This window comes from Mycolicibacterium brumae (assembly GCF_025215495.1).
Lineage (GTDB): Bacteria > Actinomycetota > Actinomycetes > Mycobacteriales > Mycobacteriaceae > Mycobacterium > Mycobacterium brumae.
Window position 1 is genome coordinate 2,795,196 of the sequence record NZ_CP104302.1, and the last position, 18,070, is coordinate 2,813,265.

An 18,070-nucleotide genomic window follows, 5' to 3' on the forward strand; every position below is an offset into this window, starting at 1 on the left:
CAGCTATAAGGAGTAGCGATGTCAGAGAAACGGAAGAAGTACGACCGGGAGTTCCGTGAAGGAGCTGTTCGGATCGTTCATGAGACGGGTAAGCCGATTGCCCAGGTCGCTCGGGATCTGGGGGTCAACGAGGGCACCTTGGGCAATTGGGTCACTCGGGACCGGGAGGCCCGGGAGGGCCGTGGGGAGTTGAGCCGCGACGATGTCGAGGAGCTCAAACGCCTGCGCGGTGAGGTCGCTGAGCTGCGGATGGAGCGTGATGTCCTCAAGCGATCCGTGGTCCTGTGGGTGAAGGAGGCGACGAAGTGAGCGTGGCACGCTTTGTCGCTGACCAGAGGACCAAATACCGTGTGCCGCATACGATCACGTGCGCTCTGCTGGGGGTGAGTCTGGCGTGGTTCTATAAGTGGATCGCCCGCGCGGATGACCCCGACGGTGTGCACACTGAGCGGGAGCGCCGCCGTGCTGAGCGTGACGCCGCGGTCAAGGAGGCGTTCGGCAAAGCCCGGGAATTGCACGGGTCACCGCGGTTGGTCGCAGACCTGCGTGATGAGGGGTGGGCGGTCTCGGAGAAGACGGTGGCCGATTCGATGCGCCGTCAGGGGTTGGTGGCGCGGCGGATCCGCCGGCGGCGGTGCCTGACGGTTCAGGATCCGTCGGCGCCGAAGTTCCCTGACCTGGTGAAACGGAAGTTCAGCGCCGATCGGCCGAATCAGAAATGGGTGGGCGATATCACCGAGATTCCGACGGAGTCGGGTCAGAAGTGCTACTTGGCCACCGTGATCGATTTGTTTGGCCGGCGGCTGCTGGGGTCGGCGATGGGCCTGCGTCCGGACGCCGAGTTGGCGTGCGCGGCGATCAAGATGGCCGTGGCGGTCCGCGGCGGCCGGGCGGTGATCTGGCGTGAAGATCCTGGTCAGCGGGTGATTTTCCACAGCGACCGGGGCAGCGTCTATACCTCCAAGTTGTACGCCAAGACGTGCCGGAAGCTGGGGATCCGGCAGTCGATGGGTCGGGTGGGATCATGTTTCGACAACGCGGTCGCGGAATCGTTCTTCTCATCGCTGGAGTGGGAAGTGCTGTCCCGCAACCGTTTTCATGATATTGTGGATGCGCGTCCAGTGGTCATGGATTGGTGTCACACTTTCTACAATCACCAACGCCGGCACAGTGCCGCAGACGGGTTATCGCCCGTCGACTACGAAATCAGGGAAGCCAACACCAAGCCGGAAGCGGCATAAGGAACCCTCCACGATTTCGGGGGAAGCTCACACCTACCTCGATCAACAGCGCGGCCATCCGGCTCTCATCGAACAGATGCGCCGAGACCGCGCAAACCTCGCCCGCATCCGCCGCGAACTCACCACGGCCGACGACCCAGACGACCTCTACGACGACGACCTGGACCAGGAGAACGAACATGCCTAGCCCCACCCGCAAGCGCGTCAGCGATGCCGTCATGCAAGCGATCGCCGACGCCATCACCGCCATTGAGAACAGCTCCGACATGCCACGCACCAAAAGACAAATCGAAGCGATCACCGGCCGGAGTCACGACGCCGTCGCTCGCGCCTTCGTTCAGGACCGAATCGAGAACAGCTCGTACCGTCTCAACAGCCGCTTCGAGCAACTCACCGCGAACCTGACTAGGGGTGACAGCCTGAATGCCGCTGCGATCCGTAACGACCGGCAGACCATCGCCGAACTACGCCAGAAGAACCGTGACCTACACGACCAACTCGACCGCTTCGCCACCGCACTGTTCGCGCGGCAGCTTGATGCCGAGAACGAGCGGGCGGAGATCGAACTCGTCACGCGAATCCGGCGAGGCCAGCGGGGGGAGTAACGAGTTTCGCCCACGCGGATCTGTGCGGATCGGTTCGATGAGCGAATCGAGCACAATGATCGCCCGGCCCAAGTCCGCAGAAGCTACACCGGACGCATCGTCGGCGTGATCCGATCGCCGCTCGGGCGACGCCCCGCCGGGATCGACAGACCGTCACCAAAACGCACCGTCAAAACGCGGCGTTGGTCTACCCCATACAGAAGGCAAGTCGTCCCCCACCGGGATGGTACCGGTTCCGGTACGCGGTGGGGGTCACCCCGAACCAGCGTTTGCAGGCGCGGGTGAACACGCTGTGCTCGGCGTAGCCGAGCTGGCGCGACACGTGGGACACGGGTAGGTCGGTGCCGACGAGCAGGCGGTGGGCCAGTTCACGGCGGGTCTGGTCGACCAGTTCGGGGAAGGTGGTCCCTTCCGCGACGAGGCGTCGCTGCAGGGTCTTGGGGTGGATGCCGAACTGATGGGCCACCAACCCCGCCGTGAGTTCGCCGGTGGGTAGCAGTTGGCGCACCATGCTGCGCACCGTGTCGGCGATGTCGCGTGTGCGCTGACCGTGGGCTTCTGTCAGGTAGTGCATGGCGAGTCGGTGTGCCAGCGGATCGTGGGTGAGCGGGCGCTGTAAATCCTTGGCGCGCAGGGTGAATCCCGCGATCGGATCGTTGAAGTGGGCTGTGCATCCGAAGTAGCCGCGGTAGTCGGAATCGGTTCCCAGCGGCGGGTGCGGCACGTGCACGGCGACGGGTCGGTACGCGGCGCCCAGGAACAGGCGCAGCACCTGCAGGGTGAGGCCCAATGCTAGTTCGATCGCCTGGGATTGCGGGGGCGACGGCTGCAGCAGGAAGTCGTATTCGAACCGCCGCAGCGCCGGATCGGCATGGTCGGTGATGCGTGCGATGATACCGGGGCTGTGGGAGCTCATGTAGGTGTCCAGGATGGTGAACGCCTCGGCGACGGTGGCCGTGGTGCGGGCCGCGAGCGCGACCGGGCCGAGGATGTCGATGCTCTGGTGCTGAGCGAGCTGGAGTCCTAAGTCGGGCACATCCAGGACCGTGGCCGCGTCTTCGACCGCGGCAATGGCGCTGCGCAGCGGAATGAAGCGGTCATCGTTTCCCGCGTCGGCGGGATCGATCCCGGCCGACGCCAGCAGCGCGTCCGGATCTCCCCCGTGAGTGCTGACAAGCGGAGCGAACCCGGTGAGCGACGATCCACGGACCAGATGCATGTCCATGATGGTCAAGAAGAGGTCCAGCAAAGTCAAGACAAGCGGGTGCCGGGTCGTGCAAAGTGGTTGCCCGGGTCGGGGAACCGTGACGTGTTGTGGCCGACCCGATAAGGGTGGGCCACAACGGAGATGAACCAGGGGAACCCCGTGAACCGACGTATCACAACGCTGCTGGCCGCCGCGGCACTCGCCGCCGCTCCGCTGACCATCGCACCGATCATCAACGCGGCCACGGCGTCGGCGGATGTCTGCGCAAGCGCCGGGGGCCGGCACTTCTCCGCAGGCGGCTGCACCAACATCGCCGGCGACGTCGCCGTGGGTGCGGCGATCGCGGCCCAGCATGTCCCGTACGTGCCCGGCGAGATCCCCTGCTACACCGTCGAAGGCGTTCCGTACTTCACCCCGCCCGGCCAACCCTGCTGACCAGCGGCGACTGCACACACCGCGGCGCCACACCAGCTAACCTGCACCCGAGCGGCCCCGCGAGCGGACCCGCGGTGCCAACTGACAATCAGAGGAGAACGAATGAGGTTCGGCAAGGCCATGGCGATTGGTATCGCCGCGGCGGTGGTCGCAGCGATCGCGGGCTGTGGCGGCAAATCCGAAGCGCCCACGGGCAGCTCGGCGGTGACGCCGCAGGAGATGCGCACGATCGCCAAAGAGGCATACGTGTACGGCTTCCCGATGGTGGACATGTACCGCATCGAGAACGCCTACGCGGTCAGCAAGGACAGCGGCCAGTACCTGGGCGACTGGAACCAGATCCACAGCATCGCCCGCGTTTTCACCCCGGCCGACACCACGGTGCAGACACCCAACTCCGATACGCCGTACTCGTTCCTGGCAACCGACCTGCGGACCGAGCCGCTGGTGCTGACGGTGCCGCCGATCGAGCAGGGCCGGTACTTCTCGCTGCAGTTCATCGACAGCTACACCTACGTCTACGACCTAATCGGCAGCCGCACGACCGGCAATGGTGGTGGCACCTACCTGCTGGCCGGCCCCGGCTGGCAGGGCGAGAAACCCGCCGGCGTCGACAAGGTGATCCGCACCGACACTGACTTCGGGCTGGTCCTGTACCGCACGCAGCTGTTCAACCCGGCCGACCTCGACAACGTCAAGAAGATCCAGGCCCAGTACAAGGTCGAGCCGCTCTCGACGTTCCAGAAGGCGCCGGCCCCAGCCCCTGCGCCCGCGGTCGACTTCATCACGCCGCTGACACCGGACGAGGAGAAGACGTCGCTGGACTTCTTCAAGGTCCTGGGCTTCACGCTGAAATACGCACCGGTGAAGCCGGAGGAGAAGGAGCTGCGGGATCGGTTCGCCAAGATCGGGATCGGACCCGACGGGGATTTCGATCTCGCCACGCTCAGCGACGAGCAGCGCAATGCCATCGAGGGCGGCATGGCTGATGCGTGGGCCGAGCTGCACACCTTCCAGACCGAGCAGATGCAGACCGGCAAGGTGACCTCCGGTCAGTTGTTCGGGTCCGCCGAGCAGTTGGGCGGCAACTACCTGTACCGGTTCGCCGGAGCGGTGATGGGCATCCTGGGACTGCCGGGCGCCGAAGCCATGTATATCCCGCTGACCAACGACTCGGCCGGCGCCAAACTCAACGGCGCGAACACCTACACGCTGACCTTCCCCGCTGGGCAGCTCCCGCCGGTGAAGGCGTTCTGGTCGGTCACCATGTACAAACTGCCGGAGATCCTGCTGGTCGAGAACCCGATCAACAGGTACCTGATCAACTCGCCGATGCTGCCGGACCTGGTGCGCAACCCCGACGGCGGGATCACCCTCTACCTGCAGCACACCTCGCCGGGACCGGAGAAGGAATCCAACTGGCTGCCCACCCCGGCCGGCGACTTCGAGATGATCCTGCGGACCTACTGGCCCGAGCAGGCGATCAGCGACGGCAGCTGGACGCCACCGAAGGTATCGAAGAGCTAACCGACCGAAACCCACAGTGGCCCGGCCGGATTCGGGCGAGCCGGGAGTGGGAGGCGGCCAGATCGTGAAGGATAGAGACGCGCCGGAGAACACCGACGCGTGGAACACGGCCCGCCGGGGCCGCGGAGAGGACACCAGCAAATGACAACGGGCCCACAGGTTTCCAGAACCCATCTGCCGATTCCGAGCGCGCCGCGAACGGGACTGGTCACCTACGACGCGAAGGATCCGGACACCCCGCATCCGCTGATCCGCGACATCCGGCCCCCGGAGGGCGCCCCGAACATCCTGGTGGTCCTGCTCGACGATGTCGGGTTCGGTGCGGCCAGCGCGTTCGGCGGGCCGTGCGCCACCCCGACCGCCGAACGGCTCGCGGCCGGCGGTCTGAAGTACAACCGGTTCCACACCACCGCCTTGTGTTCACCCACGCGGCAGGCCCTGCTGACCGGGCGTAACCATCACTCGGCGGGGATGGGTGGGATCACCGAGATCGCCACCGGCCAGCCCGGCTACAACTCGGTGCTGCCCAACACCATGTCGCCGATCGCGCGGACCCTCAAGCTCAACGGGTACAACACCGCGCAGTTCGGCAAATGCCATGAAGTGCCGGTGTGGCAGACCAGCCAGGTGGGGCCGTTCGACGCCTGGCCCAGCGCCGGTGGGGGTTTCGAGCACTTCTACGGCTTCATCGGCGGCGAAGCCAACCAGTGGTACCCCTCGCTGTACGAGGGGACCACCCCGATCGAGGTGGACCGCACCCCCGAGCAGGGCTACCACCTCACCGAGGACCTGGCGGACAAGGCGATCGCCTGGATCGGTCAGCAGAAGGCCCTCGCACCGGACAAGCCGTTCTTCACCTACTTCGCGCCAGGCGCCACCCACGCCCCGCACCACGCACCCAAGGACTGGATCGACAAGTACCGCGGCAAGTTCGACGCCGGCTGGGATGCATTGCGGGAGCAGACCTTCGCCCGGCAGAAGGAACTCGGGGTGATCCCGCAGGACGCCGAGCTGACGCCGCGGCCCGAGCAGATCCCGGCCTGGGACGACATGCCCGAGGAGCTCAAGCCCGTGCTGCGCCGGCAGATGGAGGTCTACGCAGGGTTCCTCGAGCACACCGACCACCACGTCGGCCGGGTCATCGACGCGCTGGACAAGCTCGGAATACTCGACGACACCTTGGTCTACTACATCGTCGGGGACAACGGCGCCTCCGCCGAGGGCACCTTCAACGGCACGTTCAACGAGATGCTGAACTTCAACGGGATGGCCGCGCTGGAGACACCCGAGTTCCTGATGGAACGCCTCGACGAGTTCGGCGGCCCGGACTCCTACAACCACTACGCGGTGGGCTGGGCGCACGCCATGTGCACCCCATACCAGTGGACCAAGCAGGTCGCCTCGCACTGGGGTGGCACCCGCAACGGCACGGTGGTGCACTGGCCCAACGGTTTCCAGTCCCGCGGCGAGCATCGTGATCAGTTCCATCACGTGATCGACGTGGCGCCCACTTTGCTGGAGGCCGCCGGGATCCCGGAGCCGCTGTTCGTCAACGGGGTGCAGCAGGCGCCGATCGAGGGCACCAGCATGCTGTACTCGTTCAACGACGGCGGGTCCGCCGACCGGCACGAGACCCAGTACTTCGAAATGTTCGGCAACCGCGGCATCTACCACAAGGGCTGGACCGCGGTGACCAAGCACAAGACACCGTGGGTGCTCATGGGCGAGGACACCGTCGCATTCGATGACGACGTGTGGGAACTCTATGACACCACGGTCGACTGGACCCAGGCGAAGGATCTGTCGAAGGAGCAGCCGCAGCGTCTGCACCAATTGCAGCGACTGTGGCTGATCGAGGCGACGCGATTCAACGTCCTGCCGCTGGACGACAACCTCACGGTCAGGATGAATCCCGACCTGGCCGGACGCCCGACGCTGATCAAGGGGAACACGCAGGTGCTGTTCGCGGGGATGGGGCGGCTCTCGGAGAACTGCGTGCTCAACCTCAAGAACAAGTCGCACTCGGTGACCGCCGAGATCGACGTGCCCGAGGGCGGCGCCGAAGGCGTGATCGTCGCGCAGGGCGCCAACATCGGCGGCTGGTCGCTGTACGCCCACGGAGGCAAGCTCAAGTACTGCTACAACCTCGGTGGCCTGCAGCATTTCTTCGCCGAATCCGCCGAACCGCTGCCTTCCGGTGCGCATCAGGTGCGCATGGAATTCGCCTACGACGGGCCGGGTCTGGCTAAGGGCGGCACGGTGACCCTGTTCGTCGACGGCGCCGCGGTGGGTACCGGGCAGGTGGCGGCAACGCTGACCAACGTGTACTCCGCCGACGACGGGCTCGACGTCGGTGCGGACACCGGTTCGGCGGTCTCACCCGACTACCGGCCAGGTGACAACCGCTTCACCGGCCGGGTGCGCGGCGTGCAACTGGCGATCGCCGAGGAATCTGACGCCGCCGGCCATCAGGTGGACCCCGCCGAGGCCGTGCGGATCGCCCTGGCCCGCCAGTAGCAGATCGGATTAAGGACCCCGTGTGCTGTAGCGGAACTTCGGTCGCGGCGTCGCCGGCGGGCGACGTGGCAAAGCGGACTTTGGCGACCGCTCTGCTGTAATGGTGGAAGACACTCTTCCTCGACCGCGCCGGATGCGACGGCATACAGACGACACGGAAGACACTCTAAATATGACAGTTAGCTCCACTTTCTGACGTTGAGGCTCAGGCCCCCGGTTTCGGGGGCCTGAGCCTCAACGCTTGCGCAAGGCGCTGGGCGGGACACCGAACCAGCGTCGGCAGGACCGGCTGAGCACACTCTGTTCGGCGTAGCCGAGCTGTCGACAGAGTTGGCTCAGGCTGATGTCCGCGTCGAGCAGCAAACGCTCGGCGGCGTCGCGGCGAGTCTGGTCGACCAGTTCGGCGAAGGTGGCGTTCTCGGCAGCCAGTCGCCGTTGCAGAGTCTTGGGGTGAACGCCGATGGAGCGGGCGATATCGGCCAGGCCGACCGCTCCGGTCGGTAGCAATTGCCGGACCAGGGTGCGGACCAACTGGCTGGTGGTGGGCGGGTGGGCGTCCGCAGTTCCGGCGAGGTAGTCGAGCGCGGTCTGGTGCGCCAGCCGGTCTGTGGGCAGCCGCCGCCGCAGATCCGCGGCGCGAAGCGTGAAACCACCGACGGATTCGGAAAATATCGGTGGGCACCCGAAGTAGCTCTGGTAGTCGTCGGCGGGGGTGCGCGCGGGGTGCGGCAGGTGCACGGCCACGGGCCGATAGGCGGAGCCCAGGAACGAGCGCAGCACTTGGAGGGTGACGCCCAGGGACAGTTCGATGGCCTGGGCCTGCGGAGGCGGCGGCCGATCGAGCCGATACTCGAATTCGAAGCGGCACAGCTCCGGGTCGATATGCGGGATGATCCGCACCGTGATGGACGGGCTGTAGGCCGCCATGAACTTCTCAAACAGCAGAAACGCGTCGGCGACGGTGTCCGCATTGCGGCCGGCGAGCCCCACCGGCCCGAGAATCTCGATGCCCTGATAGCGCGCCAAGCGCCGCCCGAGGTCCGGGGTTTGGAGCCCGACGGCGGCGTCCTCGAGCATGCGCGCGCCGTTCGGCAGCGAGATGAAGCGGTCGTGGCGGCCGATGTCGTCGAACGGAATGCGCGCGGCCGCAGCCAGCGCGCGAGGGTCGCCTCCGAGTTCCGTCACCAGCCGATCGAAGTTCGTCAGCGCCGTGCCACGGATCACCGCCATGTCCCAGACTGTCAAACACCTATCCCAAGATGTCAAGACGAAACGCTCCGCCGTGCTGCAGTCTGATGGCCCAGAGTCCCCCGGGCTGCCTGACGCCGGAGGCGAAACCTCAAGAGAGGAAACGTGTTCCGTGAGCGGAATGAGTCTGACCCGGGTGTGCGCGGCGCTGGGCGCCACGGTCCTGATGGCCGCCACCTCGGCGTGTTCCTCGTCCACGCCGGACACCGCGCCGTCCGGGCAATTGTCCGCCGACGAGGTCGCGGCCATCGCGTTGGACGCCTACATCTACGGCTACCCGCTCGTCACGGTGGAGATGACCCGACGGGTGATGACCAACGTCGACAAGGCCGAAGCCCCGCGCGCGCCGATGGGTCAGTTGATGCGCATGCGGGAGTACCCGAACGCCCAGTTCCGGGATGTCACCGCGCCGAACGCCGACACGCTATACACCAACGGGTTCGTCGACGTCGCAGATGAGCCGTGGGTGCTGAGCCTGCCCGAGGCGAACGACCGCTACTACCTGTTCCCCATGCTGGACGGGTACACCAACGTGTTCGAGGTCCCCGGCAAGCGCACCACGGGAACAGGCCCGCAAACCTACGCGATCACCGGTCCGAACTGGACCGGCGACCTGCCGCCGGGGGTCACCGAATACAAGTCGCCGACCTCGATCGTCTGGCTGCTGGGCCGCATCTACTGCACCGGCACGCCCGAGGACTACGCCGCGGTGCACACGATGCAGGACGCGATCTCGCTGACGCCACTCAGTTCGTACGGGAAGCCGTACACACCGCCGGCCGGAAAGATCGACCCGACCATCGACATGACGACCCCGGTGCGCGATCAGGTCAACAACCTGAGCGTCGAGGACTACTTCAACCTGATGACGACGCTGATGACGGACAACCCGCCCACCGAAGCCGACCAGTCGATGGTGGACCGGATGGCCAGGATCGGCATCGTCGCAGGCCAGAAGTTCGACCCCGGCTCGCTCGGCGCCGATGCCGTGGCGGCGCTGGCGTCGGTCCCCCGCGACGGCTTCGAGAAGATCATGGCCCACTTCAAGAGCTTCGAGGACAACAACGGGTGGCGGTTCTCCACCGAGACCGGGCAGTACGGCGTGAACTACGTCCAGCGCGCGGTGATCACCGCCATCGGGCTGGGCGCCAACAGGCCCCGAGACGCGGTGTACCCCACCTCCGAGACCGACTCCACCGGGCAGCCCTACGACGGATCCAGCACCTACACACTGCGCTTCGACGCCGGCCAACTCCCGCCGGCCGAAGCGTTCTGGTCGCTGACCATGTACGACGAGGACTTCTTCTTCGTGGACAACCCGCTGAACCGGTACACCCTCAGCCAGCGCAACTCGTTCGTCACCAACCCGGACGGATCGGTGGACCTGTATCTGCAGCGCGACAATCCCGGACCCGAGCGGGAGACGAACTGGCTGCCGGCGCCGGCCGGCAAGTTCAAACTGATGTTGCGCCTGTACTGGCCGAGCGAATCAGCGCCGTCCATCATCGACGGCTCCTGGAAGCCGCCGGCCGTCACCAGGACCAGCTGAGACCACCGCTTTCAGCCCAGGGCGATCATCGCCACCGCGGCCAGCGCCAGCACCATGCCCACCGCCTGCCAGCGGCTCACCCGCTCCTTGAGCACCACGATCGCCAACCCGACCGTCGCCGCCGGGTACAGCGAGATCAGCACCCCGGCCAGCGACAGCATGGCCCCGCGCAGCGCGGCCAGCATCGCGATATTGGCGATCACGTCGAGCACTCCGACCAGCAGCGCCAACTGCAGGGTGCGCCGGTCGGGCGTGCCGAGGTCCCCGGAGAACGCCGCGGCGACCACCACCAGGCCCGTCGCGGCCAGCCGCACGAACACCAGCGGCCACAGCCCGGAATCGGCGGGCGCCGGCGCGATCAGCACCAGGGACAGCCCGAACGCCACCCCGGAGCCGACGGTCAGCCAGGCCACCTTGGCGGTGAATCGGTGCGGGTTGGCGTCCTCGTCGGTGACCCCGCGGCTGACCAGCACCACCGCGATCAGCGCCGCGCCGATCCCGGCCACCGCCAGCGCCGACGGCCGGTCCCCCAGCGCCAAGCCGGCGATCACCGGCACCCCGGACACCAGGATCGCGGTCAGCGGCGACACGATGGAGATCGGCCCGGCGGCCAGCGCCGCGTAGAACCACCAGATGCCCAGCGCCGAGCCGATCCCGGACAGCGACCCCCACAGCATCGCCGAACCGGAAAGCTCCCCGCCCGCGCAGAACGCCAGAACCGTCAGGATGATCAGCGCCGTCGGGTAGGACACCAGCACCACCCGCAACGCCGCGACCCGGCGCGAGGCGATGCCGCCGACGAAGTCGCTGACCCCGTATCCGAGCGCCGAGACCAGCGCCCAGAGGATGGCGGTCAGAGTTTGCCCTTCGCGCGCCGCCCCATTTCCCGGGAGATCTCCCGGTCGGCGTCGCGTTTGGCGATGTCCTGACGTTTGTCGTGGGCGGCCTTGCCGCGGGCCAGCGCCAACTCGACCTTCACCCGGCCGTCGGAGAAGTACAGCGACAGCGGCACCAGCGTCAGGTTGCCGTCGCGGATCTTGCCGACCAGGTTGTCGATCTCCTTGCGGTGCAGCAGCAGCTTGCGGTTGCGCCGCGGGGCGTGGTTGGTCCAGGTGCCCAGGTTGTATTCGGGGATGTGCAGATTGCGCAGCCACGCTTCGCCGTCGTCGATGGTGGCGAACGCGTCGGCCAGCGACGCCTGCCCCTCGCGCAGCGCCTTGACCTCGGTGCCCTGCAGCACCAGCCCGGCCTCGTAGGTGTCCAGGATGGTGTAGTTGTGCCGGGCCCGACGGTTGGTCGCCACCACCCGGCGGCCGCCACTGCGGTCGCCGGCCTTGAGTGCGGCCTCCTTGCGGAGCTGTTTGCTCTTGACCACCGCTACCTTCGCACGTACAGCCGCAGCGTGACGTAGGCCGTCGCGGCGGCCATCACCACGCCGACGCCCAGCATGAACGGCATGATGAACAGGATGTCGGCCCAGTCCACCGGTTGAATGAGCCGAGAGAATTGATCAAGGACCCGGTCCAGGAAGAACGCCCGCGTCACGATCAGCCCCAGCACCGCCAGTAGCACACCGACCGTCGCGGCCAGCACCGCCTCGACCAGGAACGGCAACTGGGTGTACCAGCGACTCGCGCCCACCAGGCGCATGATCCCGATCTCAGTGCGACGGGTGTAGGCCGCGACTTGGACCATGTTCGCGATCAGCAGGATGGCGCCGATCGCCTGCACCAGCGCGATCGCGAACGCGATGCCCGAGACCGCGTCCAGGATGGAGAACAACCGGTCGATGAGCTCCTTCTGATTGAGCACCCCGCGCACGCCCGGGACGGCGCGCATCGCCTCGTCGAAGTCCTCGTGCTTCTCCGGGTCGTCCAGCTTCACCAGGAACGACGACGGGAACTGCGTCTCGGTGGCGACGTCGCGGAACTGCGGGTTCTTCTTCAGCGCGTCCTCGCGGGCGGCGTCCCCGGACAGGAACCGCTGGCCCTTGACGTCGGGGCGGGCCAGGATGGCGTCCAGCACCGCCTTGCACGGCGCGCCGTCGCAGTTCGGGTCGTTGCGGGAGATGTCGTCGACCAGGAACACCTGGGACTCCACCCGGTCCAGGTACATGTCGCGGGTCTGGTCGGCCAGCCGCATGATCAGCAGACCGCCGCCGAACAGGCCGATGGAGATGGCCGTCGTCAGGATCATCGCAACTGTCATGGTGATGTTGCGACGAAGCCCGGTCAGAACTTCGTTGACAAGAAATCCGAAACGCACTTAACGATCCATTCCGTAGACGCCGCGCTGCTCATCGCGCACGAGCTTGCCCAGTGACAGTTCGAGGACTCGCTGGCGCATGGAGTCGACGATGTGATGGTCGTGGGTGGCCATCAGGACCGTGGTGCCGGTCCGGTTGATCCGCTCCAGCAGATCCATGATGTCGCGGCTGGTCTCCGGGTCGAGGTTGCCGGTCGGCTCGTCGGCCAGCAGCACCAGCGGACGGTTGACGAACGCGCGGGCGATCGCCACCCGCTGCTGCTCACCGCCGGACAGCTCGCCGGGCAGCCGGTTGGCCTTCCCGGACAGGCCGACCATTTCCAGCACGTCGGGCACCACCCGGCTGATCGCGTCGGGTTTCTTGCCGATCACCTCCAGGGCAAACGCGACGTTGTCGTACACGCTCTTCTGCTGCAGCAGCCGGAAGTCCTGGAAGACGCAGCCGATGACCTGCCGCAACTGCGGGACGTGCCGGCCGTGCAACTTGTTGACGTGGAACTTCGACACCCGGATGTCGCCGTGGTTGGGTTTCTCCTCGGCCAGCAGCAGCCGCATGAAGGTGGACTTGCCCGAGCCCGACGGCCCGATCAGGAAGACGAACTCGCCCTTGTCGATCTTCAGGCTGACGTCGTCGAGCGCGGGGCGGGCCGACCTCTTGTACTGCTTGCTCACGTGGTCGAGGCTGATCATCACGGTGCGCCAGTCTAGCCGCGCCGCGCCGAGTTCCCGACCAGGCGCGGGCGCCGCGGCCTCAGGGCGCCGGCGACGGCGACGCGCCGGGGCCGTTCTGACCCGACGGCTGCGGGGCCCCGGGCGGGGCGCCCGGCTCCGGGCTGGGGGCGGTCGTGGTGGTCTCCAGCGGGCGCATCCACGGCGGCAGCAGGCTTTCCGGGTCCACCGTCGTGGTGGTGGTCGTGGTGGTGGCGTTCGGGTCCGGCGTCGCGGTGTCGGTCGGCGTCGGCTCCTCGGTGAGGGTCGGCTCCGCGGTCGGCGTCGGCTCCTCGGTGTAGGTCTCCTCCGGCGGGTTGTAGACCTGGGTCTGGGGCACCCACACCGGGACCATGCCCGGCGGGGCCTCCTGGACCGGCGGCGCGGCCGGGCCCGGGGTGTAGTTGTCGTAGACGTACCAGCACAGCCCGAACGCGACCAGCAGCGCCACCGTCGAGGTGCGGACCCGTCCCCAGAACATGTAGCTCGGCCAGCGCAGGTCCTCATCACCCGGCCGGCGCAGGGTGATTTTCATTTCTGCTCCCCCGAGGTTTCGGACCCGGCGTCGGATGTCGACGGCTGCCCTTCGCCGGAGACGCTGACCGTCGCCCGGTGCTCGGGGTTGGACTCGATACCGGCGCGGGCCAGCCGCATCACGACCAGCGCTCGGAGCTCGCGGCCGACGTCGAACTGCCGGCCGGGCAGCGTGCGGGCCACCAGCCGCACGTTGACGGTGTCGAGCTCGATGCTCTCCACCCCCACCACCTGCGGCTTGTCCAGCAGCAGCGGCCGCAGGTGCGAATCCTTCATGGCGTCGTCGCAGACCTTCTGCAGCAGCTTGCGGACCACCTCGAGGTCGGCGGTGGCCGGCACCGGGATGTCGACGACGGCGCGCGCCCAGTCCTTGGACAGGTTCAGCGACTTCACGATCTGGCCGTTGGGCACGGTGTACATCTCACCGTCGGCGTTGCGCAGCTTGGTCACCCGGAGGGTGACGTCGACGACGGTGCCCAGCGCGTCGACGCTGGAGCCGCTGACCGACAACTGCACCAGGTCACCGAGGCCGTACTGGCGTTCGGTGATGATGAAGAATCCGGCGAGCAGGTCCTGCACGATGCGCTGCGCGCCGAAGCCCAGCGCCGCGCCGACCACCGCGGTGGCGCCGACCATGGTGGTCACCGGAATGTCCATCACCGCCATGACCTGGACGAACACCGTCACCGACAGCAGGGCGATCAGCCCCCAGGAGATCACCGAGGCCACCGCCTGGCGGTGCTTGCTGCTCTCGGAGAGCACCAGCGCGTCGGATTCCCGGAACGAGTCGTCGATGCGGCGGGTGACCTTCTGCGCGCCCCAGCTGATGAAGCGGATCATCAGCGCCGCGGCCAGCAGCAGCATGGCGACCCGGATGCCGCGGGTCAGCAGCCACACGCCGAGGTCGCCGGCCCAGAAGTCGTGCCAACGGTCGGCCAGCGGAATCGACAGCGCCTGCAGGGTCACTTAGTCGTCGTCCTTGCGGTTGCGCCAGCGGATCCCAGCTTCCAGGAATCCGTCGATGTCGCCGTCGAGCACGGCGGCCGGGTTGCCGACCTCGAACTCGGTGCGCAGGTCCTTGACCATCTGGTACGGGTGCAGCACATAGGAGCGCATCTGGTTGCCCCAGGAGCTGCCGCCGTCGCCCTTGAGCGCGTCCATCTCGGCGCGTTCCTCTTGGCGTTTGCGCTCCAGCAGCTTGGCCTGCAGCACCCGCATCGCCGACACCTTGTTCTGCAGCTGTGATTTCTCGTTCTGGCAGGTCACCACGATGCCGGTGGGCAGGTGAGTCAGCCGCACCGCGGAGTCGGTGGTGTTCACCGACTGCCCGCCCGGGCCCGACGAGCGGTACACGTCGACGCGGATGTCGCCCTCGGGGATGTCGATGCTGTCGGTAGTCTCCACCACGGGCAGCACCTCGACGTCGGCGAACGACGTCTGCCGGCGGCTCTGGTTGTCGAACGGGCTGATCCGCACCAGCCGGTGGGTGCCCTGCTCCACCGAGAGGGTGCCGTAGGCGTACGGGGCGTGCACGGCGAAGGTGGCGCTCTTGATGCCGGCCTCTTCGGCGTAGGACACGTCGAACACCTCGACGCCGTAGTTGTGCGCTTCCGCCCAGCGGACATACATCCGCATCAGCATCTCCGCCCAGTCCGCGGCGTCGACGCCGCCGGCGCCGGAGCGGATGGTGACGACGGCCTCGCGGGAGTCGTACTCCCCGGACAGCAGGGTGCGGACCTCCATCGCCTCGATGTCCTCGCGCAGCTGGTTCAGCTCCGCGGCGGCCTCGGCCTTGGCGTTCTCGGCGTCCGCGCCACTTTCCTCGGCGGCGAGCTCGAAGAGCACCGGCAGGTCGTCGAGCCGGCCGCGCAGTTCCTCGACCCGGCGCAGTTCGCCCTGGGTGTGGCTCAGCTCGCTGGTGACCTTCTGGGCGCGGGTCTGGTCGTCCCACAGCTTGGGGTCCGAGGCGTCGGTCTCCAGCTGCTGAATGCGCGCCCGCAGACCGTCGACGTCGAGCACCCGCTCCACCGTGGTCAACGTGGTGTCGAGGGCGGCGATTTCAGCGGCGAGGTCGGGGTCCACGGGCGTCCACGTTACCGCCGCGCACAAGCGCGCCGATCAGCGGCGGGGGCCGCTGCCGCGCGATTAGGCTCGGGTGAGCCCGCGCCCAGCCCGCTCGGGCGGAAGGGTTTGCCATGCGCGCCTATCACGTCGCGATTGTCGGGTCCGGTCCGTCCGGGTTTTTCGCGGCGTCTGCGCTGCTGCGCGCGGCCGAGACCGCCCGGGCCGCCTCCCCCGACGCGCCGGCGATCTTCGTGGACATGCTGGAGATGCTCCCGACGCCGTGGGGGCTGGTGCGCTCCGGGGTGGCGCCCGATCATCCGCGGATCAAGTCGATCAGCAGGCAGTTCGAGAAGACCGCCGCCGATCCGGCGTTCCGGTTCTTCGGGAATGTCTCCGTCGGTTCAGCGAGGATCGGCGGAGCTTGCGGAGCCGATTCGAAGCTGGGACCGACGCATGACTCCGTCGGCGAACACGTCAGCGCCGAGGAACTGGCGCGGCAGTACGACGCGGTGATCTACGCGATCGGCGCGCAGAACGACCGACCGCTGAACATTCCCGGTGAGGACCTGCCCGGCAGCCTGGCCGCGGTGCGCCTGGTCGGCTGGTACAACGCGCATCCGCATTTCACCGACCTGGCGCCGGACCTGTCCGGGTCCCGCGCGGTGGTGGTCGGCAACGGCAATGTGGCGATCGATGTGGCGCGGATGCTGGTCAGCGACACCGCTGAGCTGGCCGGCACCGACATCGCCGATCACGCGCTGGCGGCGCTGGCCGACAGCGGCGTCGAGGAGGTGCTGATCGTCGGCCGCCGCGGCCCGATGCAGGCCACCTTCACCACCCATGAGCTGCACGAACTGGCCGACATGGCCTCGATGGCCGATGTCGACGTGATCGTCGACCCGGCGGATCTGGCCGACGTCTCGGAGTCCGACGCCGCCGCGGCGGGCCATCACATCAAACTCAACATCGACGTGCTGCGCGGGTTCGCCGACACCCCGCCGCGCGGCCGCAATCGCCGCATCGTGTTCCGGTTCTTCACCTCGCCGATCGAGATCCGCGGCCGCGACCGCGTCGAGTCGATCGTGCTGGGCCGCAACGAGCTGGTCACCGGCGACGACGGCCGACCGGTGGCCGTCGACACCGGGGCGCGCGAGGAAGTGCCGGCGTCGCTGGTGGTGCGCGCGGTCGGCTACCGGGGCGCGCCGACGGATGGTCTGCCGTTCGACTCCGCCCGCGGGATCATCCCGAACGTCGACGGCCGGGTGGTCGGCAGCGCCAACGAGTACGTGGTCGGCTGGATCAAACGCGGGCCGTCCGGGGTGATCGGGCACAACAAGAAGGATTCCGCCGAGGTGGCCGATCTGCTGATCGAGGATCTGGCCGGCCGCGACCCGGTCTCGTCGTCTCCCGAGCGTGGCGCCGAACTCGAAGCCTGGTTGCGCTCCCGGCAGCCCGCGCTGGTGACCACTGACGGTTGGCTGCTGCTCGACGCGCAGGAACGCGCGGCCGGCGAGCCGCACGGGCGTCCGCGGGTGAAGTTGCCGCGGATGGAGGCGCTGCTGCGGGCGGCGGGGGTGCCGGGCTGAGCTCGGCGGGCTGAACTCGCCGGGTTGAGCTCGCCGGCGTGAGCTCGCCGGTCAGTGCAGCGGCGGGGGCTCCTGCGGGCCCTGGTTGCGCGGCGGCTGGTACGGCGGCTCGTTCGACGGCGGCTTGGGCGGCGAGTACGGAGGGTTCGGCGGCGAATACGGCGGGTTCGGGGACGAGTACGGCTGCTCCGGGGCGCCGTACTGCGGGTCGCTCGGGTAGTCCACCGGCGGCTGTTCGCGGAACATCACCCAGTTGTCGGGGTTCTTCACCGAGTACTGCACCGGGAACAGCTGCCCGATGCTCGGCCAGGAGTCCGCGGTGTCCCACACCATCCGCTGATAGACCACGTGCTCGGCGACCGTCGGGCCCTTGATCACGCCGCTGATCGTGACGAACTGCTCCCCCGTGGCGTCCGGGCGCGGGCTGACGCCGGTCACCAGCAGCTCGCCGACCGCGGCGTCCTGCGCATTGCGCGGTCCGCGGCCGCGCAGCCGCGGGACGACGATCAGCGCCAACGCGCCGACGAGCAGCAACACGATCAGGAATTCGACCATGCGTCCATGGTAGGCGCCGACGCGCACCG

Annotated in this window: 17 protein-coding genes and 1 pseudogene; 8 read left to right on the forward strand and 10 right to left on the reverse strand. The window is 67.6% G+C overall.

The features are described from left to right. Positions 1-18 precede the first annotated feature (18 nt). The 3 genes from L2Z93_RS13645 (at position 19) to L2Z93_RS13655 (ending at position 1,846) form a co-directional block, all read left to right on the forward strand. Positions 19-309 (forward strand): transposase, encoded by a 291-nt coding sequence (locus tag L2Z93_RS13645; RefSeq protein ID WP_090593709.1) that lies wholly within the window; start codon positions 19-21, stop codon positions 307-309. Beyond that, positions 306-1,241, forward strand: a complete 936-nt coding sequence (locus L2Z93_RS13650) for an IS3 family transposase (RefSeq protein WP_090586328.1) — start codon at positions 306-308, stop codon at positions 1,239-1,241. The genes L2Z93_RS13645 and L2Z93_RS13650 overlap by 4 nt, the downstream gene beginning before the upstream one ends. A gap of 179 nt (positions 1,242-1,420) precedes the next feature. Further along, positions 1,421-1,846, forward strand: coding sequence for a hypothetical protein (locus L2Z93_RS13655; protein ID WP_052615835.1), 426 nt, complete (start codon positions 1,421-1,423; stop codon positions 1,844-1,846). A 187-nt stretch (positions 1,847-2,033) separates the two neighbouring features. Here L2Z93_RS13655 and L2Z93_RS13660 read toward each other — a convergent pair whose 3' ends face one another. After that, positions 2,034-3,065, reverse strand: a complete 1,032-nt coding sequence (locus tag L2Z93_RS13660) for an AraC family transcriptional regulator (protein ID WP_052615985.1) — start codon at positions 3,063-3,065, stop codon at positions 2,034-2,036. Between the two features lie 147 nt (positions 3,066-3,212). Between L2Z93_RS13660 and L2Z93_RS13665 the strand changes: the two genes are divergently transcribed. The 3 genes from L2Z93_RS13665 (at position 3,213) to L2Z93_RS13675 (ending at position 7,532) form a co-directional block, all read left to right on the forward strand. Continuing rightward, positions 3,213-3,488, forward strand: coding sequence for a hypothetical protein (locus L2Z93_RS13665; RefSeq protein WP_052615986.1), 276 nt, complete (start codon positions 3,213-3,215; stop codon positions 3,486-3,488). 102 nt (positions 3,489-3,590) lie between these two features. Beyond that, positions 3,591-5,015: a DUF1254 domain-containing protein gene (locus L2Z93_RS13670; RefSeq protein WP_078313701.1), complete on the forward strand. Its 1,425-nt coding sequence runs from the start codon at positions 3,591-3,593 to the stop codon at positions 5,013-5,015. 141 nt (positions 5,016-5,156) lie between these two features. After that, complete coding sequence (locus L2Z93_RS13675) at positions 5,157-7,532, forward strand: arylsulfatase (RefSeq protein ID WP_052615836.1); 2,376 nt, start codon at positions 5,157-5,159, stop codon at positions 7,530-7,532. A gap of 234 nt (positions 7,533-7,766) precedes the next feature. On the opposite strand, the gene L2Z93_RS13680 is transcribed toward L2Z93_RS13675, so the two are convergent. After that, positions 7,767-8,762 (reverse strand): AraC family transcriptional regulator, encoded by a 996-nt coding sequence (locus L2Z93_RS13680; protein WP_090589391.1) that lies wholly within the window; start codon positions 8,760-8,762, stop codon positions 7,767-7,769. Between the two features lie 184 nt (positions 8,763-8,946). Here L2Z93_RS13680 and L2Z93_RS13685 point away from each other — a divergent pair, with 184 nt between their 5' ends. Next, positions 8,947-10,329: a DUF1254 domain-containing protein gene (locus L2Z93_RS13685; protein ID WP_234786166.1), complete on the forward strand. Its 1,383-nt coding sequence runs from the start codon at positions 8,947-8,949 to the stop codon at positions 10,327-10,329. An 11-nt stretch (positions 10,330-10,340) separates the two neighbouring features. Here the strand turns inward: L2Z93_RS13685 and L2Z93_RS13690 are convergent, their stop codons facing one another. From L2Z93_RS13690 to prfB, 7 genes are all read right to left on the reverse strand, one after another. Continuing rightward, positions 10,341-11,186 carry an EamA family transporter gene (locus tag L2Z93_RS13690; RefSeq protein WP_090589518.1) on the reverse strand — a complete coding sequence of 282 codons (846 nt, stop codon included), beginning with the start codon at positions 11,184-11,186 and terminating at the stop codon, positions 10,341-10,343. Beyond that, on the reverse strand, positions 11,183-11,635 hold the full coding sequence (gene smpB / locus L2Z93_RS13695) for an SsrA-binding protein SmpB (protein WP_234786167.1): 453 nt from the start codon (positions 11,633-11,635) through the stop codon (positions 11,183-11,185). Before smpB ends, L2Z93_RS13690 begins: the two co-directional genes overlap by 4 nt. Before the next feature lie 71 nt (positions 11,636-11,706). Further along, positions 11,707-12,594: a permease-like cell division protein FtsX gene (gene ftsX / locus L2Z93_RS13700; protein WP_090589397.1), complete on the reverse strand. Its 888-nt coding sequence runs from the start codon at positions 12,592-12,594 to the stop codon at positions 11,707-11,709. Beyond that, positions 12,595-13,284, reverse strand: coding sequence for a cell division ATP-binding protein FtsE (gene ftsE / locus L2Z93_RS13705; protein ID WP_090589521.1), 690 nt, complete (start codon positions 13,282-13,284; stop codon positions 12,595-12,597). 61 nt (positions 13,285-13,345) lie between these two features. Next, positions 13,346-13,837 carry an Rv3103c family proline-rich protein gene (locus L2Z93_RS13710; RefSeq protein ID WP_090589399.1) on the reverse strand — a complete coding sequence of 164 codons (492 nt, stop codon included), beginning with the start codon at positions 13,835-13,837 and terminating at the stop codon, positions 13,346-13,348. Further along, positions 13,834-14,802, reverse strand: a complete 969-nt coding sequence (locus L2Z93_RS13715; protein ID WP_234786162.1) for a mechanosensitive ion channel family protein — start codon at positions 14,800-14,802, stop codon at positions 13,834-13,836. Before L2Z93_RS13715 ends, L2Z93_RS13710 begins: the two co-directional genes overlap by 4 nt. Continuing rightward, positions 14,803-15,918, reverse strand: coding sequence for a peptide chain release factor 2 (gene prfB / locus L2Z93_RS13720; RefSeq protein ID WP_090589400.1), 1,116 nt, complete (start codon positions 15,916-15,918; stop codon positions 14,803-14,805). Between the two features lie 113 nt (positions 15,919-16,031). On the opposite strand from prfB, the gene L2Z93_RS13725 reads away from it, so the two are divergent. Then, complete coding sequence (locus tag L2Z93_RS13725; protein WP_090589402.1) at positions 16,032-17,486, forward strand: FAD-dependent oxidoreductase; 1,455 nt, start codon at positions 16,032-16,034, stop codon at positions 17,484-17,486. Between the two features lie 204 nt (positions 17,487-17,690). On the opposite strand, the pseudogene L2Z93_RS13730 reads toward L2Z93_RS13725, so the two are convergent. Beyond that, positions 17,691-18,041, reverse strand: a pseudogene (locus L2Z93_RS13730) (hypothetical protein); the annotation flags it as partial. Positions 18,042-18,070 lie beyond the last annotated feature (29 nt).